Annotated in this window: 18 protein-coding genes; 13 read left to right on the forward strand and 5 right to left on the reverse strand. The window is 74.0% G+C overall.

Annotated features, from left to right (window positions below; all coding sequences use genetic code 11):
* Positions 1–22 precede the first annotated feature (22 nt).
* Complete coding sequence (locus tag K304_RS0107415) at positions 23–1249, reverse strand: cytochrome P450 (RefSeq protein ID WP_027763225.1); 1227 nt, start codon at positions 1247–1249, stop codon at positions 23–25.
* 129 nt (positions 1250–1378) lie between these two features.
* Positions 1379–2602 (reverse strand): beta-ketoacyl-[acyl-carrier-protein] synthase family protein, encoded by a 1224-nt coding sequence (locus K304_RS0107420; protein WP_027763226.1) that lies wholly within the window; start codon positions 2600–2602, stop codon positions 1379–1381.
* Between the two features lie 554 nt (positions 2603–3156).
* Between K304_RS0107420 and K304_RS0107425 the strand changes: the two genes are divergently transcribed.
* The 6 genes from K304_RS0107425 to mmuM all read left to right on the forward strand — a co-directional run bounded on the left by K304_RS0107425 (position 3157) and on the right by mmuM (position 8373).
* Positions 3157–4203, forward strand: coding sequence for a glutathione S-transferase C-terminal domain-containing protein (locus tag K304_RS0107425; protein ID WP_027763227.1), 1047 nt, complete (start codon positions 3157–3159; stop codon positions 4201–4203).
* A 161-nt stretch (positions 4204–4364) separates the two neighbouring features.
* On the forward strand, positions 4365–5531 hold the full coding sequence (locus tag K304_RS0107430) for an AAA family ATPase (RefSeq protein WP_027763228.1): 1167 nt from the start codon (positions 4365–4367) through the stop codon (positions 5529–5531).
* A 25-nt stretch (positions 5532–5556) separates the two neighbouring features.
* Positions 5557–5886, forward strand: a complete 330-nt coding sequence (locus K304_RS0107435) for a nucleotide pyrophosphohydrolase (RefSeq protein ID WP_037789527.1) — start codon at positions 5557–5559, stop codon at positions 5884–5886.
* 106 nt (positions 5887–5992) lie between these two features.
* Positions 5993–6469 (forward strand): DUF6099 family protein, encoded by a 477-nt coding sequence (locus tag K304_RS0107440; RefSeq protein ID WP_027763230.1) that lies wholly within the window; start codon positions 5993–5995, stop codon positions 6467–6469.
* Positions 6470–6514: 45 nt separating this feature from the next.
* Positions 6515–7438: an LLM class F420-dependent oxidoreductase gene (locus K304_RS0107445; protein WP_027763231.1), complete on the forward strand. Its 924-nt coding sequence runs from the start codon at positions 6515–6517 to the stop codon at positions 7436–7438.
* A complete protein-coding gene (gene mmuM / locus K304_RS27850; RefSeq protein WP_051308059.1) occupies positions 7435–8373 on the forward strand; it encodes a homocysteine S-methyltransferase in 939 nt (312 codons plus the stop codon). The genes K304_RS0107445 and mmuM overlap by 4 nt, the downstream gene beginning before the upstream one ends.
* On the opposite strand, the gene K304_RS27855 is transcribed toward mmuM, so the two are convergent.
* The gene (locus K304_RS27855) at positions 8370–9737 is read right to left on the reverse strand and encodes an MFS transporter (RefSeq protein ID WP_051308061.1); all 1368 of its coding nucleotides are present in this window, start codon (positions 9735–9737) and stop codon (positions 8370–8372) included. The genes mmuM and K304_RS27855 overlap by 4 nt on opposite strands.
* 191 nt (positions 9738–9928) lie before the next feature.
* Between K304_RS27855 and K304_RS0107460 the strand changes: the two genes are divergently transcribed.
* The 6 genes from K304_RS0107460 to K304_RS0107485 all read left to right on the forward strand — a co-directional run bounded on the left by K304_RS0107460 (position 9929) and on the right by K304_RS0107485 (position 19945).
* Positions 9929–11515: a 3' terminal RNA ribose 2'-O-methyltransferase Hen1 gene (locus K304_RS0107460; protein WP_027763232.1), complete on the forward strand. Its 1587-nt coding sequence runs from the start codon at positions 9929–9931 to the stop codon at positions 11513–11515.
* The gene (locus tag K304_RS0107465) at positions 11512–14196 is read left to right on the forward strand and encodes a polynucleotide kinase-phosphatase (protein ID WP_027763233.1); all 2685 of its coding nucleotides are present in this window, start codon (positions 11512–11514) and stop codon (positions 14194–14196) included. The genes K304_RS0107460 and K304_RS0107465 overlap by 4 nt, the downstream gene beginning before the upstream one ends.
* A gap of 124 nt (positions 14197–14320) precedes the next feature.
* Complete coding sequence (locus K304_RS0107470; RefSeq protein WP_027763234.1) at positions 14321–15547, forward strand: arginine deiminase; 1227 nt, start codon at positions 14321–14323, stop codon at positions 15545–15547.
* Between the two features lie 69 nt (positions 15548–15616).
* Positions 15617–16627 carry an ornithine carbamoyltransferase gene (gene argF, locus K304_RS0107475; RefSeq protein ID WP_027763235.1) on the forward strand — a complete coding sequence of 337 codons (1011 nt, stop codon included), beginning with the start codon at positions 15617–15619 and terminating at the stop codon, positions 16625–16627.
* A 166-nt stretch (positions 16628–16793) separates the two neighbouring features.
* Positions 16794–17621, forward strand: a complete 828-nt coding sequence (locus tag K304_RS0107480; protein ID WP_027763236.1) for an enoyl-CoA hydratase family protein — start codon at positions 16794–16796, stop codon at positions 17619–17621.
* Between the two features lie 59 nt (positions 17622–17680).
* The gene (locus tag K304_RS0107485; RefSeq protein ID WP_027763237.1) at positions 17681–19945 is read left to right on the forward strand and encodes a bifunctional salicylyl-CoA 5-hydroxylase/oxidoreductase; all 2265 of its coding nucleotides are present in this window, start codon (positions 17681–17683) and stop codon (positions 19943–19945) included.
* A 40-nt stretch (positions 19946–19985) separates the two neighbouring features.
* Here K304_RS0107485 and K304_RS27860 read toward each other — a convergent pair whose 3' ends face one another.
* On the reverse strand, positions 19986–20195 hold the full coding sequence (locus K304_RS27860; RefSeq protein ID WP_037789456.1) for a DUF3099 domain-containing protein: 210 nt from the start codon (positions 20193–20195) through the stop codon (positions 19986–19988).
* A gap of 138 nt (positions 20196–20333) precedes the next feature.
* Here K304_RS27860 and K304_RS0107495 point away from each other — a divergent pair, with 138 nt between their 5' ends.
* Positions 20334–20876 carry a hypothetical protein gene (locus K304_RS0107495; RefSeq protein ID WP_158687314.1) on the forward strand — a complete coding sequence of 181 codons (543 nt, stop codon included), beginning with the start codon at positions 20334–20336 and terminating at the stop codon, positions 20874–20876.
* 26 nt (positions 20877–20902) lie between these two features.
* On the opposite strand, the gene K304_RS0107500 is transcribed toward K304_RS0107495, so the two are convergent.
* A complete protein-coding gene (locus K304_RS0107500; RefSeq protein ID WP_027763239.1) occupies positions 20903–21784 on the reverse strand; it encodes a PaaX family transcriptional regulator C-terminal domain-containing protein in 882 nt (293 codons plus the stop codon).
* Positions 21785–21791: the final 7 nt, after the last annotated feature.

The raw sequence follows: 21791 nt of genomic DNA on the forward strand, positions 1-21791 counted from the left end.
GCCGCCGGGGGAGCGGGCGACCTCAGGCCGCGACGGGCGTGAACGTCACCGGCAACGACTTCGGGCCGCGGGTGAACACCCCCTGCTCCACGGGATCGAAGCCGTCCGCGAGGCGCACGTCCGGCATGGCGTCGAGGAGCTGCCCGACTCCGGTCTCCACCTCGGCCTTCGCGAGCAGCGCGCCGACGCAGAAGTGCCGGCCCAGGGCGAACGCCAGGTGGTCGGCGGCGGCGGAGAACGCGTTGCCGGTGGACAGGTCGTCGCGGTGGATGTCGAAGCGGTCCGGGTCGCGGTACCGCTGCTCGTCGCGGTTGGCGGCGCCGATCAGGCACGTGACGGTCGCCCCCGCGGGTATCGTGCCGCCGCTGAGCGCCACCTCCGTCGCGGACTGACGCATGATCATGTGTACCGGCGGCGTGTGGCGCAGCGTCTCCGCGAACGCCTTCGGGATCAGGCTTCTGTCCGCACGGACGGCGGCCAGCTGCTCCGGGTGCGTCAGCAGGTTGGCGAAGATGCCGGCGATCGCCTTGTCCGTCGTCTCGCCGCCGGCCGCCAGCAGCAGGCTGCAGAACGCCTTGATGTCCTCGTCGCTCATGCGCACCCCGTCCACCTCGGCGACGCACAGCTTGGACAGCAGGTCGTCGCCCGGGTTCTGGCGCCGCTCGCGGATGATCGGGAGCATGTACTCGGCGAACTCGACGCGGGTCCGCTCCCCCCGCGCGGCGACCTCCGGGTCGCCGGACAGGTTGCCCAGGAAGTCGATGACCGCGGTGTACCAGCGGTGGAACCGGTCGTGGTCGGCCTTGTCCAGGCCGAGCATGTCGGCGATCACGTTGACCGGGAAGCGGGTGGCGTACGCGTCGACGAGGTCCACCGCGCCGCGGTCGCGGAAGGCGTCGACCAGTTCCCGGGAGTTCCGCTCGATGACGGGGAGGAAGTGCTCCTCCAGGTCCCGCCCGCGGAAGGCCGGCGCGACCAGGGCCCGGCGTACGGCGTGCTCACGGCCGCTGAGCTGGAGGATCGTACGGCCGTGCACCGGCTCGACCTGCCAGTTGTAGTTGTCCGTCGTGAACGCGCCCTCGCGGTCCTTGAAGACCCGCTCGACGTCCTGGTAGCGGGAGACGAGGTAGCTCTGCGTCGGCTCGTGCCAGATGAGGGGAGCGCTCTCCCGCATCACCCGGTAGGCGGAGTAGGGGTCCGCCGCGAACTGCGGCGAGAGAATGTCGGGCACCTGCTGAACGGTCGCCATGTCGCCCCCTCGTATGAACGAATTGTGCATACAAGGCTATTGATCCGGCGTCAGAGGGGACACCGGTGCGCCCGCCCGGTTCGAAGGTGGCCGAAACCGACCGTTCCCGGCACGTCTGGCAGGAGGGTGTCAGGCGGCGACGGCGAGGCTCGCGTTGTGGCCGCCGAAGCCGAAGGAGTTGCTGAGCGCGACGACCTCGCCGGCGGGGAGGGCGCGGCTGCCGCCCGCCGTGACGTCCAGGTCGATCTCGCCGTCCTGGTTCCCGGCGTTGAGCGTGGGCGGGGCCAGCCGGTGGTGCAGGGCGAGCAGGGTCGCGACGGCCTCCACGCCGCCGGAACCGCCCTGGAGGTGGCCGATCATCGACTTCGTCGCCGAGACCGCCACGTCGTCGGTGTGCGGTCCGAGCACGCGGCGCAGTGCCCGGGCCTCGGCAAGATCACCCGCCGGGGTGGACGTGGCGTGCGCGTTGACGTGCACCACGTCCGCAGGTGCGACCCCGGCGTCCGCGAGGGCCCGTGCCATCGCCTTGGCCGCGCCCCGCCCCTCGGGCTCCGGCTGCGCGATGCGGTGGCCGTCGACCGACATCCCGGCGCCGAGCACCCGCCCGTAGACGCGGGCACCCCGCGCCCGGGCGTGCCGTTCGGACTCCAGGACGACGATTCCGGCGCCCTCGCCGAGCAGGAAGCCGTCACGGTCCTTGGCGAAGGGCCGCGACGCCTGCTCCGGCGCGTCGTTGCGCCGGGACAGCGCGCGCATCGAGGCGAAACCGCCGAGAACGAAGGGGTGGACGGGCGCCTCGGTGCCCCCGGCGATGACCACGTCCGCCCGGCCGAGCCGGATCATGTCGGCGCCGAACGCGATCGCCTCGGTGCCGGACGCGCACGCGCTCGCGGGGGAGTGCGCGCTGGCCTGGGCGCCGTAGTCGAGGGCTATCCGGGCCGCCGAACCGCTCGGGAGGAGGGCGGGAACGGCGAACGGAGACATGTGGCGCCAGCCCTTGCCGAGCAGGGCGTCGTACGCGGACAGCATGGTCTGCAGGCCGATGATCGAGGAGACCGAGACGGCCAGCCGCTCGCGGTCCACCGTCGCGTCACCGGTCAGTCCCGCGTCGGCCCAGGCCTCGCCGGTGGCGACGAGGGCGAGCTGAGTGGCCCGGTCCATGCGGCGGGCCTGCGCCGGCGGGAAGTGGGACGGCAGGTCGACGGCGGCGGGCGCCGCGATGCGTACGGGGAGGTCCTCCGCCCACGGTTCGGTGAGGGTGCGGGCACCGGAGCGCCCGTCCAGCATCCCCTGCCAGGTGGCCGGCACGTCCGCCCCCAGCGGCGTCACCGCACCCATACCGGTCACCACCACACCGGGTCTGTCCGCGCATCTGTTCACGTCGATCAACAACCGCTCGCTCGTACACCGTTCGACCGGCTGTGACCATAACAGGACAGGGTGCAATTCGTATCAAAAGCTCGTGAGGATGTGCCTAACATCACTGATCGTCAGCTAACGCCGCAACAGGGGTCAAGGGTGATCAACGCGGCAACCGTGTGCGCTGCGCGGCGAGTTCGGTGGCGCGCGGTCGGACGTGCCCGAGAGGTGCGTCGGTGTTTCGTGTCCCGTTCGCCGGACCGTCTCTCTGTCCGGGCGAACACCGCAGAACACCTGAAAACGGGCATGTCTGTGGCGGTGCCTGGCGTCTCGCGGAGGTGTCCCGCGCCGCGCCCTCCCGCGGAAGTGTGCTCCCGGCGGTCCCGCCCGCCCGGGGTCGGGTCGCCGCCATCCGGGCTACCCGGGGCCGGACCGGGGTACCGGCGCCGCCGCCCGGGTACCCGCTCACTCATCACCCGCCCCGACGCGCGGAAGGGGCGGGAGCGGCCCGGAGTGCGGGCCGGATCCGACGGAGCAGGAGGCATCCGATGAGCGGCGCGGACGACGGCGACCGGACCGGCAACACCGAGTACGGCCGGCGGACCTTCAAGCGGTCCAGGAGCCACTTCGCCGACCGCATCACCGCGGACGGCCGGGACGGCTGGCCGGTCGAGGCCGGCCGCTACCGCCTGGTGGTGAGCCGCGCCTGTCCGTGGGCCAGCCGCGCGCTGGTCGTGCGGCGCCTGCTGGGGCTGGAGGACTCCCTCTCGCTCGCCGTGGCCGACCCGATCCAGGACGACCGGAGCTGGCGTTTCACCCTCGATCCGGACGGCCTCGACCCGGTGCTCGGCATCCACCTGCTCAGGGACGCCTACGACGCGCGGGAGACCGGCTATCCCGGCGGCGTCAGCGTCCCCGCGGTCGTGGACGTGCCCAGCGGCAAGCTGGTGACCAACGACTACCAGCAGCTCACTCTGGACCTCTCCACCGAGTGGAGCGCCCTCCACCGTCCCGGCGCTCCCGACCTCTACCCCAAGGCGCACCGCGACGAGATCGACGAGGTGATGCAGGGCGTCTACCGGGACCTCAACAACGGCGTGTACCGTGCCGGCTTCGCGGTCGGGCAGCAGGAGTACGAAGAGGCGTACGGGGACGTCTTCCACCGCCTGGACCAGCTCTCGCAGCGGCTCGCCGACCGCCGCTACCTCGTCGGCGACACCCTCACCGAGGCCGACATCCGCCTCTTCACCACGCTGGTCCGCTTCGACGCCGTCTACCACGGGCACTTCAAGTGCAACCGATCCAAGATCGCCGAGGACCCGGTGCTCTGGGCGTACCTGCGCGACCTCTACCAGACGCCCGGCTTCGGCGACACGGTGGACTTCTCCGACATCAAGCGCCACTACTACCTGGTGCACACGGGCATCAACCCGACCGGCGTCGTCCCCGCCGGGCCCGACCTCTCCCTCCTCCACACCCCGCACCACCGGGAACAGCTCGGTGGCCGCCCCTTCGGGGACGGCACCCCGCCGGGCCCGCCCCCGCCCGGGGAGGCCGTCCCCGCCGCCCACCGGCCCCCGGGGCGCAGGTCCTGAGGCCGCCGCCCCGACGGCTCGCCCACCCCGAGCCGTGTCCGCCGTGTCGCCCGTGTCCGCCGTGTCGGCTGTCGAGGTCTACGGCTGTTTCGTCCCCCGATAGGGGGAAGAGGGAGGAGACGGAACGGTTCGGCACGTCCTGCCGGTTCTAGCGTCGTCGCATGGACGCTTCGCCGACCCCCGTCGTCTCCGAGCTGCGGCTCTCCGCCTTCCGCGCGCACCGGGGCAGGGTGCTGCCGCTGCGGGGGTTCACGCTGCTGACGGGGCCCAGCGGGTCCGGCAAGTCCAGCGTGCTGGAGGCGTTCCACGCGCTCGGACGGCTCGCGCACGGCGACGGCCTGAGCGAGGTGTTCGGGGACCGGATCGGCGGCGCCTCGTCGTGCGTGCCGTTCGCCGCCCGCCCCGACGGGCAGGGCCGGCGCGGGTTCCGGCTGGGTTGCACCGTCGACGGCCCGGCCGGCCCCGTGCGGCTCGACCTCGCGGTGCAGGCGGAACCCGAACTGCGCGTGGCGGGCGAACGGCTGGTCGCCGCCGACGGGCGGACGCTGCTGTCCACGGCGCAGCGTGACCCGGGCCGCCCCAGCGTGCAGGCCGAGTGGCACACCGCGGGCAGCAAGGTGGTGAGGGCGCCGCTGCCCGACGACCGGCTGGCGACCGCGCTGCTGCCGTTGCGGGTGGCGGGCACGACGGAGGGGCAGCGGGAGGTGCTGGCCGCGGTCGAACAGGTCGTGGTGGCGCTGCGCTCGGTCTTCCCCTGCGATCCCGCGCCGGAGGCCATGCGGGCGCCCGCGGACCTCGCGGACGGCATGCTCCGCTCCGGCTGCGACAACCTCGCCGCGGTGCTCAGACGCACCCGCGCCGAGAGCACGACCCGGCACGCCGCGCTGGTGGAAGCCGTGCGGGCCGGCTGTGCGGGGCCGGTGGACGGGCTGACCGCGGTCGCCTGCGACGGCGGCCGGGTGCGGGCGCTCCTGGAGCGCGGCGGGAGCGCGGAGCCGATGCCGGTCGACCGGCTCGGTGACGGCGAGCTGCGCTACCTCGGCCTGGCGCTGGTGCTGCTGGCCGGGCCGGGGGTGCTGAACGTCGATCCGGTGGAGGGCATGCTGCCCGCCCGGCAGGCGCTCGCGGTGCTCGCGGACGGCCTGGACCGCGGGCTGGACCGGCGGCAGTCGGCGGAACTCCTCGCTCTCACGGCGCGCATGTGCCGGCGCGGGCACATCCGGCTGCTGGGCACCCTGCACGAGGCGCCGGACGCCGTGCGGGTGCCGGAGGCGACCCTGGTAGACCTGGGGCGTGAACGCATTCCCGCACAGCTCCCCCGGGCCTGACGACGACGTGCCCGCCGCCCGCAGCCTGCCCGGACTCCAGCGCCGGCTCGCCGAGTTCGCCGAGGTCCGCGACTGGGGCCGCTACCACACGCCGAAGAACCTGGCCGCCGCGCTGAGTGTGGAGGCCGGCGAACTGGTGGAGATCTTCCAGTGGCTCACACCGGAGGAGTCGGCGGGCGTGATGGCGGACCGGAGGTCCGCCGCGCGCGTCGAGGACGAGGTCGCCGACGTCCTGGCGTATCTCCTCCAGTTCTGCGAGGTGCTGGGGGTGGACGCGCTGGCCGCACTCGAAGCCAAGATCGCACGGAACGAGGAGCGTTTCCCGGCACCCGGAAACGGTGACTCTATGGAGTGAGGGAGTTATGCAGAGTGGCGAAGTTGTCCACATTTCTCCCCAACTTTCCGAGGGAGAAGGTCGATCGGTGTCACCGTGGGTGAGAACCGTGTGGAGGGGGAAGGCGATGGAAGCAGTCGGACTCATCGAGGAGACGCGGCAGGCGCTCGCGCGCAGCGCCGCCGCAGCAGGCACCTCGGGCGTGGCGGACGTGATCGCGGAGGTCTGGCAGGTGCAGGCGCTGGTGGAGGCGGTCGGGTCACACCTGGCCATCACCGGCCCGCCGGCCGTCCGGGCGGAAGCCGTGTCGCTCAGCGAGGCGGGCATGAGCGGCTGTGTCACGCTGCGGCACGACGGGCAGGGCGCCGAGGGGGTCCGTGCCGCGCGCCTGACCCGGATGGACGACGTGCACGCGGCGCTCGGCGCGCTGGCGGTGCTGCTGGGCGAGTCGGTCACCGCACTGGTCGGCGTCTGCGTCTCGGCGGAGGAGCAGGGGCTGTACTGGCAGTGCGTCGAGGCCATCGACGCCGCCGACGTGTCCGCGGACCGCGTGACGGGCATACTCCGCGGGCTGGCCCTCCCGGAAAGGGGCCCGGCCGCCTGAGGAGCCCTCCCGCCGGAGCGCGGTGCGGCCGTGCAGGATGGGGTGATGGACCTGCGCATCTTCACCGAACCCCAGCAAGGCGCCGACTACGACACGCTGCTCGCCGTCGCCAGGGCCACCGAGGACCTCGGCTTCGACGCGTTCTTCCGCTCGGACCACTACCTGGCCATGGGGGACGCCGACGGCATGCCCGGCCCCACCGACGCCTGGACCACCCTGGCGGGGCTCGCCCGCGAGACCCGCCGCATCCGGCTCGGCACCCTGATGTCCGCTGCCACCTTCCGGCTGCCGGGGCCGCTGGCCATCCAGGTCGCCCAGGTGGACCAGATGTCCGGCGGGCGGGTCGAACTCGGCCTCGGATCGGGATGGTTCGAGGAGGAGCACACGGCCTACGGCATCCCGTTCCCGAAGGAGAAGCTGGCGCGGCTGGAGGAGCAGCTCGCCGTCGTCACCGGCCTGTGGGCGACACCGGCGGGGGAGCGGTTCGCCTACGACGGCGCGTACTACCGGCTCGCCGACTCCCCGGCACTGCCCAAGCCCGTCCAGCCGAAGATCCCGGTGCTGGTCGGCGGACTCGGCGAGAAGCGCACGCCCCGCCTGGCCGCCCGCTACGCCGACGAGTTCAATCTGCCCTTCACCCACCCCGACGACAGCGCCCGACGCTTCGCCCGGGTCCGGGAGGCGATGGCCGAAGCCGGGCGGAAGCCGGACGAGCTGGTGTACTCCAACGCGCTGATCGTCTGCGTCGGGAAGGACGACGCGCAGGTCGCCCGCCGCGCCGCCGCCCTCGGCCGGGACGTCGGCGAGCTGAAGGAGAACGGCCTCACCGGCACGCCGGAGGAGGTCGTCGACAAGATCGGCCGCTACCAGGAGGCCGGATCGTCCCGGATCTACCTCCAGGTGATGGATCTGCAGGACCTCGACCACCTGGAGCTGATCGCGTCCCGGGTGCAGAGCCGGCTGTCGTGAGCCTCCCCGCGCTCCCGCTCGCCGACGCCCTCGCCCGCGGCACGGTCGTCCTCGACGGCGGGCTGTCCAACCAGCTTCAGGCGCAGGGCTGCGACCTGTCCGACGCGCTGTGGTCGGCGCGGCTGCTCGCGGACGGCCCGCACGAGATCGTGGCCGCGCACCGGGCCTACGTGCGGGCGGGAGCGCGGGTACTCATCACCGCGGGCTACCAGGCGTCCTTCGAGGGGTTCGCCCGCCGCGGCCTCTCCCGCGCGGAGGCCGCCGGCCTCTTCCGCCGCAGCGTCGCCCTCGCCCGCGAGGCGGCCGGGCGGACGCCCGTGCACGTCGCCGCCTCCGTCGGCCCGTACGGCGCGGTGCAGGCCGACGGCGGCGAGTACCGCGGCCGGTACGGGCTCACCGTGCGCGAGCTGGAGCGCTTCCACCGGCCGCGCATCGAGGCGCTCGCCGAGGCCGCGCCGGACGTGCTCGCCCTGGAGACCGTGCCGGACGTGGACGAGGCGGAAGCCCTGCTGCGGGCGGCGGAAGGGACCGGCCTGCCGGTCTGGCTGACCTACACCGTCGCCGGCGACCGCACCCGCGCCGGGCAGCCGCTGGCCGAGGCCTTCGACCTGCTCGCCGGCCACGACCAGGTCGTCGCGGCCGGCGTCAACTGCTGCACCTCCCGCGACGCGGCGGAGGCGGTGGCTCTCGCCGCCGCCCACACCGGCAAGCCCGTGGTCGTCTACCCCAACAGCGGCGAACGCTGGGACGCCGACGGGCGCCGCTGGCGCGGCGCGGTCACCTTCGACCCGCGTGCCACGGCCGGCTGGGCCGCGCGCGGCGCCCGTCTCCTCGGCGGCTGCTGCCGTGTCGGCCCCGCCCTCGTCGCCCGCCTCGCCGCCGCGCTCCGGCCCCCTCCGGACGGCGACCCCGGCCGTCCCGGAGACCCCCGCTAGACCGGCTCGCCCGGGGCCGCCGCGGCCGGTTCGGGGGAGGCGGCCGCGGTGCGGGCGCGGGCGCGGCGGGAGAGGACCGCGATGGAGGCCAGGGAGAGCACGGACAGGGCCATGATGTAGCCGCCGACGGCCAGCGAGGTGCCGGTCGCCTCGAGCAGCAGCACCATCAGGAAGGGCGCCAGCCCGCCACCGATCACCGCGGCGATCTGGTATCCGAGCGAGGCTCCGGTGTAGCGCATCTCCGCGGTGAACAGCTCGGCGAACAGCGCCGCCTGCGGGCCGTACATGATGCTGAGGAAGCAGCTGGTGACGAACGTGCCCACGGCCAGCCACCACAGCGAGCCGGTGTCGATGAGCAGGAACATCGGGATCGCCCACACCAGCAGTCCGGCCGCGCCGACGGTGTAGACGCGCACCCGGCCGACGCGGTCGGACAGGGCGGCCGCGGCGGGTATCAGCGCGAACTGGGTGAGGCTGACCAGCAGGGAGACGGTGAGTACCGCGCCGTGTTCCATGCCGAGTTCGCGGGTGGTGTAGTCGAGCACGCCGGTGATCACGATGTAGAACGTGGCGGTGTTCACGGCGAAGGAGGCGGCGGCGAGCAGCACGGTGCCCAGGTGGTGCCGCAGCACCTCGCGCAGCGGGGAGCGCGACGCGTCCGTCTGCTTCTCCTGTTCCGCCAGCGCCCGTTCGGCGGCGCGGAACTCCGGCGTCTCCTCGACCCGGGTGTGGATGTACCAGGCGAGCACGAGGACGAGCAGGCCGACGCCGAAGGGGATGCGCCAGCCCCAGGAGGCGAAGGCGCTGCCGCTGGTCGTGCTCTCCACGACGAGGAAGACCACGTTCGAGGTCACCACGCCGATCGGCACGCCGAGTTGGACCAGGCTGCCGTACAGTCCGCGCCGCCCCTCGGGCGCGTACTCGGTCGCCATCAGCATCGCGCCGCCCCACTGTGCGCCCACCGCGACGCCCTGGAGGACGCGCAGCGCCACCAGCAGGATCGGTGCGGCGACGCCGATGGTGTCGTAGCCGGGCAGCAGGCCGATCGCGGTGGTGGCGAGGCCCATCACGGTCAGCGCCAGCACGAGCATGGGTTTGCGTCCCCGCTTGTCCCCGAGCTGGCCGGCGACGATGCCGCCGAGCGGGCGGGCCAGGAAGCCGACGGCGAACGTCGCGAAGGCGGCGAGGACGCCGGCCACCGGACTGCTGGAGGGGAAGAACTCGTCGCCCAGCACGAGCGCGGCGGCGATGCCGAAGATGAAGTAGTCGTACCACTCCACGGCGGACGCGGCCGCCGCGGCGGAGGCGACCTTGCGGCGGTGGGTCGCCGACGAGTCGGCGGGGGAGGGTGGCGTGGTCTTCATGGATGCACGCTCCTGGAAGGCCGTGGCCGCTGCCGCGGCCGGGAAGGGGGACCGGGGAGAAGGACCGGAGCTTCGAGTTCCGGGGAACGTACCGACCGGACGGTACGGGGTCAACAGTTCGTGCGCGGACCGCTTCCGGCCGCGGGGAAAACGGGTGGTCGGGGACGAGCGGCAGGGCGATACTCGAGCGCGTGTTCCTGACGATCTCCACCACCGGCACCGTCGAAAGCCCGGCCACCGACCTCGGGTTCCTGCTGCACAAGCACCCCGGGAAGGCCCAGGCGTTCGACACCTCCTGCGGCACCGCGCACGTCCTCTACCCCGAGGCCGACGCGCATCGCTGCACGGCCGCCCTGCTGCTGGAGGTCGACCCGGTCGCGCTGGTGCGCCGCGGCCGCGGCAAGGGCCGGGGCGGCGCCCCGGACTCCGCTCTCGCCCAGTACGTCAACGACCGCCCCTACGCGGCGTCCTCGCTGCTCGCCGTCGCGCTCGGCGCCGTGTTCCGCAGCGCGATGTCCGGACGCTGCCCGCAGCGTCCGGACCTCCCCGGCCGTGCGCTGCCGCTGCGCGTCGCGGTCCCGGCGCTGCCCGCGCGCGGCGGAGTGGACACCGTGCGCCGCCTGTTCGAGCCGCTGGGCTGGTCGGTGGACGCCGAACCGGTGCCGCTCGACGCGCACTTCCCGGAGTGGGGCGACTCGCGCTACCTGCGGCTGACGCTGGAGGGCGCGCTGCGGCTCGCCGACGCGCTGCGGCAGCTGTACGTGCTGCTCCCCGTCCTGGACGGGGCCAAGCACTACTGGGTGACGGCCGACGAGGTCGACAAGCTGCTGCGGGCCGGCGAGGGCTGGCTGGAGAACCACCCGGAGCAGGGCCTGATCGCCGGCCGCTACCTGGCCCGGCGCGGCGCTCTCACCCGGCGGGCGATGGAGCGGCTGGAACTGGCCCGGCTCGCCGAGTCCGACGACGCGGCGGCCGAGGACCTCGACAACGCCGTGCCGGAGGGCGACGACGACTCCACCCCGTCCCCCGGCGCCCCCTCCTCCTCCGACGGCACCCCCGCCGGCGCGGAGGCACCGGAGACGCCCGGCACCGCGGCGCCGGAGACGCCCGGCACGGCGGCGCCGCAGGCGTCCGACCCTGCGGCGGCCGGGAAGCCGCGCGGCCTGGCCGCCGAGCGCCGGGACGCGATCCTCGCCGCCCTGCACGAGACGGGCGCCGCGCGCGTGCTGGACCTGGGCTGCGGCGAGGGCCGGCTGGTCGCCGCGCTGCTGTCCGACCGGCGGTTCACCCAGGTCACCGGCGTCGACGTGTCGATGCGGGCCCTGCACGTCGCGAGCCGCAGGCTGCGCCTGGACCGGATGGGCGAGCGGCAGGCGTCCCGGGTGAGCCTGCTGCAGGGCTCGCTCGCCTACACCGACTCCCGCCTCAAGGGCTACGACGCCGCGGTCCTCAGCGAGGTCGTCGAGCACGTCGACCCGCCGCGGCTGCCCGCGCTGGAGTACGCCGTGTTCGGTGCCGCGCGGCCGTCGGCTGTCGTCGTCACCACGCCCAACGTCGAGTACAACGTCCGCTGGGAGTCGCTGCCGGCCGGCCACGTCCGGCATCACGACCACCGGTTCGAGTGGAACCGGGAGGAGTTCCGGTGCTGGGCGGAGGAGGTCGCCGGACGGCACGGCTACGCCGTGGACCTGCGGCCGGTCGGGCCGGACGACCCCGAGGTCGGCCCGCCCACCCAGCTCGCCCTGTTCACCCTTCTCCCGACGGAGGCCGCCGCATGACGGACGTCCGTGCGCTCGCCGTGCCCGACCTGTGCCTCGTCGTGCTGGTCGGCACCACCGGAGCGGGCAAGTCCACCTTCGCCCGCCGCCACTTCCTGCCCACCGAGGTGGTGTCCTCGGACGTGTGCCGGGGGCTGGTCGCCGACGACGACAACGACCAGTCGGCCACCCCCGACGCCTTCGACCTGCTGCACTACATCGCGGCCAAACGCCTGGCCGGCGGCCGGATCACGGTCGTCGACGCCACCAACGTGCAGTCCGAGGCGCGCCGGCAGCTGGTCGCGCTCGCCCGCGAGCACGACGTGCTGCCGGTGGCGGTGGTGCTGGACGTGCCGGAGGCGGTGTGCGCCGAACGCAACGCGGCCCGCGCGGACCGTGCCGGTCTGCCCGCGCACGTCCTGCCGCGGCAGCGGCGCGAACTGCGTCGTTCGCTGCGCGGCCTGGAGCGCGAGGGCTTTCGCCGGGTGCACGTGCTGCGCGGCGTGGAGGAGGTGGAGTCGGTCCGCGTCGAGCGGGAACGCCGCTGGAACGACCTGCGGCAGCTGGCCGGCCCGTTCGACATCGTGGGCGACGTCCACGGCTGCCGTGCGGAGCTGGAGACGCTGCTCGCCGGCCGCCTCGGCTACCGGCTGGAGCGCGACGCCCGGGGCCGCGCGGTCGGCGCACGCCACCCGGAGGGCCGCACCGCCGTGTTCGTCGGCGACCTGGTCGACCGCGGCCCGGACAGTCCCGGCGTGCTGCGCCTGGTGATGGGCATGGTCGAGGCGGGCACCGCGCTGTGCGTGCCCGGCAACCACGAGAACAAGCTCGGCCGCTGGCTGAAGGGCCGCAAGGTGAAGGTGGCGCACGGACTGTCCGAGACGGTCGAGCAGATGGAGAAGGAGGCGCAGGACGACCCGGAGTTCGCCGGGCGCGTCGGCACGTTCGTCGACGGGCTGGTCAGCCACTACGTGCTGGACGGCGGCGCGCTGGTGGTGTGCCACGCGGGCCTGCCGGAGAAGTACCACGGCCGTACGTCCGGCCGGGTGCGGGCGCACGCGCTGTACGGCGAGACCACCGGTGAGACGGACGAGTTCGGCCTGCCGGTGCGCTACCCGTGGGCCGAGGACTACCGCGGCCGGGCGGCCGTCGTCTACGGCCACACGCCGGTGCCGCGCGCGTCCTGGGTCAACAACACCCTCTGCCTGGACACCGGCTGCGTGTTCGGCGGCGCCATGACGGCGCTGCGCTGGCCGGAGCGCGAACTGGTCGACGTGCCCGCCGAGCAGGTCTGGTACGAGCCGGTCCGCCCGCTCGCCAGCGACGCGCCCGGCGGTGCGGACGGCCGTCCGCTGGACCTCACCGATGTGCACGGCCGCCGCATCGTGGAGACCCGGCACGCCGGACGGATCTCCGTCCGGGAGGAGAACGCGGCCGCCGCGCTGGAGGTGATGAGCCGGTTCGCGCTCGCGCCCGGGCTGGTGCCGTATCTGCCGCCGACCATGGCGCCGTGCGCCACCTCCCACGAGGACGGCTGGCTGGAGCACCCGGCCGAGGCCTTCGCGGGCTACCGCGCCGACGGCGTGCGGGAGGTGGTCTGCGAGGAGAAGCACATGGGCTCGCGGGCCGTGGCGCTGGTCTGCCGGGACGCGGCGACGGCCCGGGAGCGGTTCGGTGCCCGGGGGGACGTGCCCGGCGCCCTCTACACCCGTACCGGCCGGCCCTTCCTCGACGACGCGCTGACCGCCGCCGTGCTGCGGCGCGTGGCGCGCAGCGCCGAGGACGCCGGGCTGTGGGCGGAACTGGACACCGACTGGATGCTGCTGGACGCGGAGCTGATGCCGTGGTCGCTGAAGGCGGGCGGTCTCCTGCGCAACCAGTACGCCGCGGTCGGCGCGGCGGCCGGAGCGGTCTTCCCCGACGCGCTCGGCGCCGTGGCGGCGGCCGCCGCGCGCGGGGTGGACGTCGGCGGGCTGCTGGACCGGCAGCACGGCCGGGCCGCGGACGCGGCGGCGTTCACCGAGGCGTACCGCCGCTACTGCTGGCCGGTGGGCGATCCGGCGCGCGGCTGGCCCGGCGAGCCGCAGGACGGTCCCGCCCGCACGCCGGGCCGGGGCAGCGACGGGCTGGACGGCATCCGCCTGGCGCCGTTCCAGATCCTCGCCGTCCGGGACCGCAGCCTGGCCACGCTGCCGCACGACCGTCAGCTGGCTCTGATCGACCGGATGATCGACGCCGAGGGTGCGGCCGCCGTCCGGGCCAACGCGGGCGACGGGCCGTGGACGAACCGGCTGCTCGCGCCGACGCGGAGGCGCTGTGTCGACACGCACGACGAGGCGTCGGTCGCCGAGGGCGTGCGCTGGTGGCTGGAGCTGACCGGCGCCGGCGGCGAGGGCATGGTCGTCAAGCCGCTGGCCGCGTACGTCCGCGGTGAGAACGGCCGGCTGGTGCAGCCGGGGGTGAAGGTCCGGGGCCGGGAGTACCTGCGGATCATCTACGGCGCCGAGTACACCCGCCCGGACAACCTGGAGCGCCTGCGGGTGCGGCACCTCGGACACAAGCGGTCGCTGGCCCAGCGGGAGTACGCGCTCGGGCTGGAGGCGCTGGACCGGCTGGCCGGCGGCGAGCCGCTGTGGCGGGTGCACGAGGCGGTGTTCGCGGTGCTCGCACTGGAGTCGGAGCCGGTCGACCCGCGTCTCTGACGCCGCCCGGCGGGCGGGGCCACGCCGGGCACCGCCCGCCGAGGAGGCGTGCCGGCGTGTGATGTTCCCCGGAATCCGTGCACGGGACCGGGCGGGAGGCGTCCGGTGGGGACAGGATGGGTCCATGGGATTCCATGTCGACTCCGAGGCCGGGCGGCTCCGCCGCGTCATCCTGCACCGGCCCGATCTCGAGCTGAAGCGGCTCACCCCCACGAACAAGGACGACCTCCTGTTCGACGACGTGCTCTGGGTGCGGCGGGCCCGGCAGGAGCACGACGCCTTCGCCGACGCACTCCGCGACCGCGGTATCCAGGTGCACCTCTTCGGCGACCTGCTCACCGAGAGCCTCGCGCTGCCGCAGGCGCGGGAACTCGTGCTGGACCGGGTCTTCGACGAGCGCGAGTACGGGCCGCTTGCCACCGACCACCTGCGGGCGGCGTTCGACGCCCTCCCCACCCCGGAACTCGCGCAGGCGCTGATAGGGGGCATGACCAAGCGGGAGTTCCTCGAGCACCATCCGGAGCCCACCTCGGTCCGCTTCCACGTGATGGATCTGGACGACTTCCTGCTCGCCCCGCTGCCGAACCACCTCTTCACCCGGGACACCTCGGCCTGGGTCTACGACGGCGTCTCCATCAACGACATGCGCTGGGAGGCGCGGCGCCGCGAGACCGTGCACTTCGAGGCCATCTACCACCACCACCCGCTCTTCGCCGCCAACGACTTCCACATCTGGTCCGACGGCCGCGGCTCGGCGTACCCCTCGACGATCGAGGGCGGCGACGTGCTGGTCATCGGCAACGGGGCGGTGCTGGTGGGCATGAGCGAGCGCACCACCCCGCAGGCGGTGGAGGCGCTCGCCCGGGGGCTCTTCGACGCCGGTTCGGCGACCAGCATCGTGGCGCTGGACATGCCGAAGGCGCGCGCCTTCATGCACCTCGACACCGTGATGACGATGATCGACGGCCGGTCCTTCACCCAGTACGAGGGTCTGGGGATGCTCCGCTCCTACACGATCGAGCCGGGGAGCGGGCCGGAACTCAAGGTCACCGATCATCCGCCGGAGCACATGCACCGGGCGATCGCCGCGTCGCTGGGGCTCGACTCGATCCGGGTGCTCACCCCGACGCAGGACGTGCACTCGGCGGAGCGGGAGCAGTGGGACGACGGCTGCAACGTGCTGGCGGTCGAACCCGGCGTGGTGCTGGCGTACGAGCGTAACGTGACAACCAACACCTTCCTGCGCAAACAGGGCATCGAGGTGGTGGAGATCCCCGGCAGTGAGCTGGGCCGCGGCCGGGGCGGTCCTCGCTGCATGAGCTGCCCCGTCGAGCGGGATCCCGTCCCGTAGCGAATAGACATGCGGGGCGTCGTATACAATTACAGCTCAGGCTGATGTACGCGACCGAGGAGCCCTCCCATGGCGACAGATCTCACGGGCCGCCACTTCCTCAAGGAGGTGGACTTCACCCCCGGCGAGCTCCGCCACCTCGTCGACCTCGCCGCCCGGCTCAAGGCCGAGCGGAAGGCGGGCACCGAGCAGCAGCGGCTCCGCGGGCGCAGCATCGTCCTGATCTTCGAGAAGGCCTCCACGCGCACCCGGTGCGCCTTCGAGGTGGCCGCCTCCCATCAGGGGGCGGCCACCACCTGCCTCGACCCGTCCGGCTCCCACCTCGGCCGCAAGGAGTCCGTACGGGACACCGCGCGCGTGCTGGGGCGCATGTTCGATGCGCTGGAGTTCCGGGGCAGCGACCAGGCCGTCGCCGAGGAGCTGGCCGAGCACGCCGGTGTTCCGGTCTACAACGGGCTGACGGACGCCTGGCACCCCACCCAGCTGCTCGCCGACGTGCTCACCATGACGGAGCACTGCCCGAAGCCGGTCGAGGCGATGGCGTACGCCTACCTCGGCGACGCCCGGAGCAACATGGGCAACTCCTCCCTGGTCACCGGCGCGCTGCTCGGCATGGACCTGCGGATCGTCGCCCCGCGCGGGCTCTGGCCGGACGACGCGGTGATCGCGCGGGCCCGCGAGGTCGCCGCCACCACCGGCGCCCGCCTCACCCTCACCGAGGACGTCGCCGCAGGGGTGCGCGGCGCGGACTTCGTCGGCACGGACGTGTGGGTGTCGATGGGGGAGTCGGCCGCGCTCTGGGACGAGCGCATCGCGCTGCTGCGGCCGTACGCCGTGACGACGGAGGTGCTGCGGGCCACCGGCAACGACGACGTCCGCTTCCTGCACTGCCTGCCGGCGTTCCACGACCTCGGGACGACGATGGGGCGGGAGATCCACCAGCGGTACGGGCTGGACCACCTGGAGGTCAGCGACGAGGTCTTCGAGTCCGAGCGCTCCGTCGTCTTCGACCAGGCCGAGAACCGGATGCACACGATCAAGGCGGTGCTCGTCGCCACGCTGGCCGGCGACGCCGGCTGACGGTCCACGTCCGGGGCGGGACGCGGAGGAGTCCGGGAGCGGTGCAGGGCGGGGCCGGGCGGCGTGACGCCGCAGGTGCCCGGCGTGGTGTATCGCGTACCCGTGACGACAGTCACGGACAAGTGATACGTTCGCCAGGTCGGTCACCCCCGGAGGGAGAACGCCCATGAGCCCGTTCACCGGTTCCGTCCGCGCGGCGGAGCGCTGGTCGCACCTCCGTGTCGCGGAGGACGACGGCGTCGTCACCGTCACCCTCGACCGGCCCGACAAGCTCAACGCGCTGACCTTCGAGGCGTACGCCGACCTCCGCGACCTGCTCGCCGAGCTGTCCCGCGAGCGGCGCGCCCGCGCCCTGGTGCTGGCGGGCGAGGGGCGCGGCTTCTGCTCCGGCGGCGACGTCGAGGAGATCATCGGCGAGACGCTGTCCCTGGACACCGCGCAGCTGCTCGACTTCAACCGCATGACCGGCCAGGTGGTGCGGGCCGTCCGCGAGGCGCCGTTCCCGGTGATCGCGGCCGTGCACGGCGTCGCCGCCGGTGCGGGCGCCGTCCTCGCCCTCGCGTCGGACTTCCGCGTCGCCGACCCCACCGCCCGCTTCGCGTTCCTCTTCACCAGGGTCGGCCTGTCGGGCGGCGACATGGGCGCCGCCTACCTGTTGCCCCGCGTGGTCGGCCTCGGTCACGCGACCCGCATCCTGATGCTGGGCGAGCCGGTGCGCGCGCCCGAGGCCGAACGCATCGGGCTGATCAGCCGGCTGACGGACGACGGCGGGGCCCGGCAGGCCGCCGCCGAACTCGCCCGCCGCCTGGCCGACGGCCCGGCCCTCGCCCACGCGCAGACCAAGGCGCTGCTCACCGCGGAGCTGGACATGGGCCTGTCCGCCTCGGTCGAGATGGACGCCGCCACCCAGGCCCTGCTGATGAACAGCGAGGACTACGCGGAGTTCCACGCCTCCTTCACCGAGAAGCGGCCCCCCAAGTGGCAGGGCCGCTGACGCCACCGGGAGGAAGACCCGGCAGCGGCAGGCGCCCGCCCCACACCCCAGGAGTCCCCATGCGCATCGCGGTCATCGGCGGCGGTCCCGGCGGCCTCTACGCCGCTGCGCTGCTCAAGCGCCTCGACCCGGCCCGCGAGGTCACCGTCCACGAACGCAACGCCCCCGACGACACCTTCGGCTTCGGAGTGGTGCTCTCCGACGAGACGCTCGGCGGCATCGAGAGCGCGGACCCGGTGGTGTACGCCGCGCTGCGGGACGAGTTCGTGCGCTGGGACGACATCGAGGTGGTGCACCGCGGCCGGAAGCTCACCTCCGGCGGCCACGGGTTCTCCGCCCTCAGCCGCCGCCGGCTGCTGGCCGTGCTGCACGAGCGCTGCCGCGACCTGGGCGTCGACCTGCGCTTCCGCTCCGAGGCCCCGGCCGCCGCGGAACTCGCCGCGTCGCACGACCTGGTGATCGCCGCCGACGGCGTGCACAGCGCCACCCGCGAGGCGTTCGCCGACGCCTTCGGCCCGGACCTGACCACGCACCGCTGCCGCTACGTCTGGCTGGCCGCCGACTTCGCGCTCGACGCCTTCCGCTTCGAGATCGCCGAGACCGAACACGGCGTCATGCAGCTGCACGGCTACCCCTTCTCGGCCGACGCCTCGACCGTGATCGTCGAGATGCGGGAGGAGGTCTGGCAGGCGGCCGGCCTGGACCGGATGGACGAGGCCGCCTCGGCGGCGTACTGCGCCAAGCTGTTCCCCGACACGCTCGGCGGACGGCCGCTGCGCGGCAACAACTCGCAGTGGATCGCCTTCCGCACCGTCGTCAACGCACGCTGGTCGCACGAGAACATCGTGCTGCTCGGGGACGCCGCGCACACCGCCCACTTCTCCATCGGCTCCGGCACCAAGCTGGCCGTCGAGGACGCCCTCGCGCTGGCGGCCTGCGTGGAGGAGAACGCCACGCTGCCGGGGGCGCTCGCCGCGTACGAGGCCGAGCGGCGCCCGGTGGTGACGTCCACGCAGCGCGCCGCCCGCGCCAGCCTGGAGTGGTTCGAGGACCTGGCCACCTACACCGGCCAGCCGCCCCACCGCTTCGCGTTCAACCTGCTGACCCGCAGCCGCCGCGTCACCCACGACAACCTGCGGCTCCGCGACCCGGACTTCGTCGCCGCCGTGGAACGGGAGGCCGGCGTGCCGGAGGGCACGCCGCCGATGTTCACCCCGTTCCGCCTCGGCCCGCTGGAACTGCGCAACCGGGTCGTGGTCTCCGCGATGGACATGTACTCGGCCGACGACGGCGTCCCCGGCGACTTCCACCTCGTCCACCTGGGCAGTCGCGCCCTCGGCGGCGCCGGGCTGGTGATGACCGAGATGGTGTGCGTCTCGCCGGACGGCCGGATCACGCCCGGCTGCACCGGCCTGTGGAACGACGCGCAGGCCGACTCCTGGCAGCGGATCGCCGACTTCGTGCACACCCGCTCACCCGGCACCGCTCTCGGCGTGCAACTCGGCCACTCCGGACGCAAGGGCTCCACCCGGCTGATGTGGGAGGGCATCGACGACCCGCTGCCGGACGGCAACTGGCCGGTGGTCGCCCCGTCCCCGCTGCCCTACCGCGACGGCGTCAACCAGGTGCCCCGCCCACTGGAGGTCTCCGAACTCGCCGGTCTGCGCGACCAGTTCGTCGGCGCGGCGCGGCGGGCTGCCGGCGCCGGGTTCGACCTGCTGGAGCTGCACTGCGCGCACGGCTACCTCCTGTCGAGCTTCCTCTCGCCGCTGACCAACCGCCGCACCGACGCCTACGGCGGCGACGTCCGGGGCCGGCTGCGGTTCCCGCTGGAGGTCTTCGACGCGGTCCGCGAGGTGTGGCCCGAGGACCGCGCGCTCACCGTCCGCATCTCCGCCACCGACTGGGCCGAGGGCGGCACCAGCGCCGAGGACACCCTGGCCGTCGCGCGGGCGTTCGCCGACCACGGTGCCGACGCGATCGACGTGTCCACCGGGCAGGTCGTCTCCGAGGAGAGGCCCGACTTCGGGCGCTCGTACCAGACGCCGTACGCCGACCGCATCCGCAACGGCCTCGGCGTGCCTGTGATCGCGGTCGGCGCGATCTCCTCCTGGGACGACGTCAATTCGCTGCTGCTCGCCGGACGCGCGGACCTCTGCGCCCTGGCCCGGCCGCACCTGTACGACCCGCACTGGTCGCTGCACGCCGCCGCCGACCAGGACTACACCGGGCCCGGCGCACCCTGGCCGCAGCAGTACCGGGCCGGCAGCCGCAAGCCGCCCACCGGACGCACGGACGCGCCGAAGCAGCGGCTCACGCTGTGACCCAGGGCCGGTGGGGTCGTGCGGGGCGTCCGGCCGGAGGTCACTCGTCCTCGTCCCACCAGCGCTCGCCCGGCTCCCGCCGGTTGCCGACGATCACCGCGGCCGGCGGCAGGGCCATCGCCACCACGCACAGGGCGATCGCGGCCGGCACGGACCACAGCCGTACGAACGCCCATGCGCTGACGAAGAGCACCAGCGCGGCCGTCATCATCGCGAAGTAGCGCCGTCTGCGCCGTGTCGCCGGGTCCACACCTCCACTCTCGCACCGGCCCGCCCGGCGCGGAAACCGACACCGCCGGGCCCGCGCGGGGTCCGTTACGCTGACGTGCGCACGGCAGGACGGCGGGGCAGTGACGGCCGCCGGACCACGGACGGGGGGTGGGCACCGGTGAGGACGCGAGCGGACGGCACGGGGGCGGCGACCCGCGGCACGATGCGCCGGGTCGCGGCCGGACTGCTGGGCCTGCTCGTCCTCCTCCTCGGCCTCGGGTTCCTCGCCGCCGGATATCTGGAGGGGCCGGTGAAGCTCGACGGTGGCGCGCCGGGCGCCGTCACGGTCGAGCGGTGCGATCCCCGTTCCTTCGAGGACGCGGTCTGCTCCGGCGTCTTCCGCTCCCACGACGGCGAGGTCCGCCACCGGGTCGAGGACTTCCGGCCGGGCGCCCCGCACGACCCCGGGGACGAGGTGGAAGCGGTGTCGCTGTCCCCGGACCGGCTCGAACCCGCGGCACGCGTCCTCTGGGCCCAGGCGGCCTACCTGGTGTGCTTCGGGGTGGCGCTGTGCGGCGTGGCGGTGTTCCTGCTGAGTGGCGCGTTCCGCCCGGCGGGGCGGGCCCGCAGCCGGGCCACCGGCCTGACCGGGCGCGTCCTGGTGGTGGGCGGCCTGGCGGGCACCGGGGTCGGCGCGATCGTCGCCGCCGTGCTGGCCTGAGGCGCGCCTGCCTGCCCCGACTCCGCCTAACCGCAGGCACGGAGGACCGCGGCCGCGTGCTCCGCGCCCGGCCCGCGCAGCTTCGCGTCGAGGGCGTGGAAGACCTCTGCCGCCCGTTCGCCCGGCCAGTCCTCCGGAAGCAGGCCGGAGGGCAGGCCCGGGTCGGCGTACGGCAGCCGCCGCCAGGCGTCCAGCGCGGGCAGGTAGTCGCGGTACGCCTCCTCCGGTGTCACCTTCCGGCGCCGCGCCCACGCGTGCAGCACGGGCTCCTGCGCGTGGAGGAAGTCGCGGTGCAGGGACGCGAGGGCGTCCAGGTCCCACCACCGCGCCACCGCCTCGTGCGTCGGCTCGAAACCGGCGTGCACGCCCCGGAAGAGGTCGACGTACGCGGTGAGGCCGAGCCGCTCCAGGGTGTGCCGGGTCTCCTCCTCCAGGTGCGCGGGCGCGATCCAGATACCCGGTGCGGCGTTGCCGAAGCCGAGCCGGGCGAGCCGCGAGCGCAGCAGGTGCCGCCGCTGCCGTTCCCGTTCGGGGACGGAGAACACCGCGAGCAGCCATGCGCCGTCGGCGGCAGGGCGGGGCCGGTCGTAGATGCGCCGGTCGCCGTCGGCGAGCACCTGGCGTGCCGCGTCCGAGGGCGCGTACGCCGCGGCGCGGCTGCCCGCGCGGTCGGCGACCAGCAGCCCGCGCCGTTTCAGCCGGGAGACCGCGGACCGCACGGACGGCGCGTCCACGCCGACCGTGGCGAGCAGCCGGATCAGCGCCGCGACGGGCACGCTGCCGGCCGGGCCGCCGCCGTCCGGTTCCTCGCCGTTTCCGGAGGTGCCGGAGTCCCCGGCGGTGCCGGGCCGTCCGTACGCGCCGAAGAACGTGAGGATCAGGGAACCGGGGGAGGAGGGCTGGGCCACGCCTTCA

The organism is Streptomyces sp. CNS606 (assembly GCF_000426325.1).

Excerpts from the sequence above, each read along its gene's own strand:
- K304_RS0107465 (WP_027763233.1), top strand. The coding sequence starts at position 11,512 with ATGACGGACGTCCGTGCGCTCGCCGTGCCCGACCTGTGCCTCGTCGTG.
- K304_RS0107415 (WP_027763225.1), bottom strand. The coding sequence starts at position 1,249 with ATGGCGACCGTTCAGCAGGTGCCCGACATTCTCTCGCCGCAGTTCGCG.
- K304_RS0107430 (WP_027763228.1), top strand. The coding sequence starts at position 4,365 with ATGGACGCTTCGCCGACCCCCGTCGTCTCCGAGCTGCGGCTCTCCGCC.
- K304_RS0107440 (WP_027763230.1), top strand. The coding sequence starts at position 5,993 with ATGGAAGCAGTCGGACTCATCGAGGAGACGCGGCAGGCGCTCGCGCGC.
- K304_RS0107425 (WP_027763227.1), top strand. The coding sequence starts at position 3,157 with ATGAGCGGCGCGGACGACGGCGACCGGACCGGCAACACCGAGTACGGC.
- K304_RS27855 (WP_051308061.1), bottom strand. The coding sequence starts at position 9,737 with ATGAAGACCACGCCACCCTCCCCCGCCGACTCGTCGGCGACCCACCGC.
- argF (WP_027763235.1), top strand. The coding sequence starts at position 15,617 with ATGGCGACAGATCTCACGGGCCGCCACTTCCTCAAGGAGGTGGACTTC.
- K304_RS0107480 (WP_027763236.1), top strand. The coding sequence starts at position 16,794 with ATGAGCCCGTTCACCGGTTCCGTCCGCGCGGCGGAGCGCTGGTCGCAC.
- K304_RS0107470 (WP_027763234.1), top strand. The coding sequence starts at position 14,321 with ATGGGATTCCATGTCGACTCCGAGGCCGGGCGGCTCCGCCGCGTCATC.
- K304_RS0107445 (WP_027763231.1), top strand. The coding sequence starts at position 6,515 with ATGGACCTGCGCATCTTCACCGAACCCCAGCAAGGCGCCGACTACGAC.
- K304_RS0107485 (WP_027763237.1), top strand. The coding sequence starts at position 17,681 with ATGCGCATCGCGGTCATCGGCGGCGGTCCCGGCGGCCTCTACGCCGCT.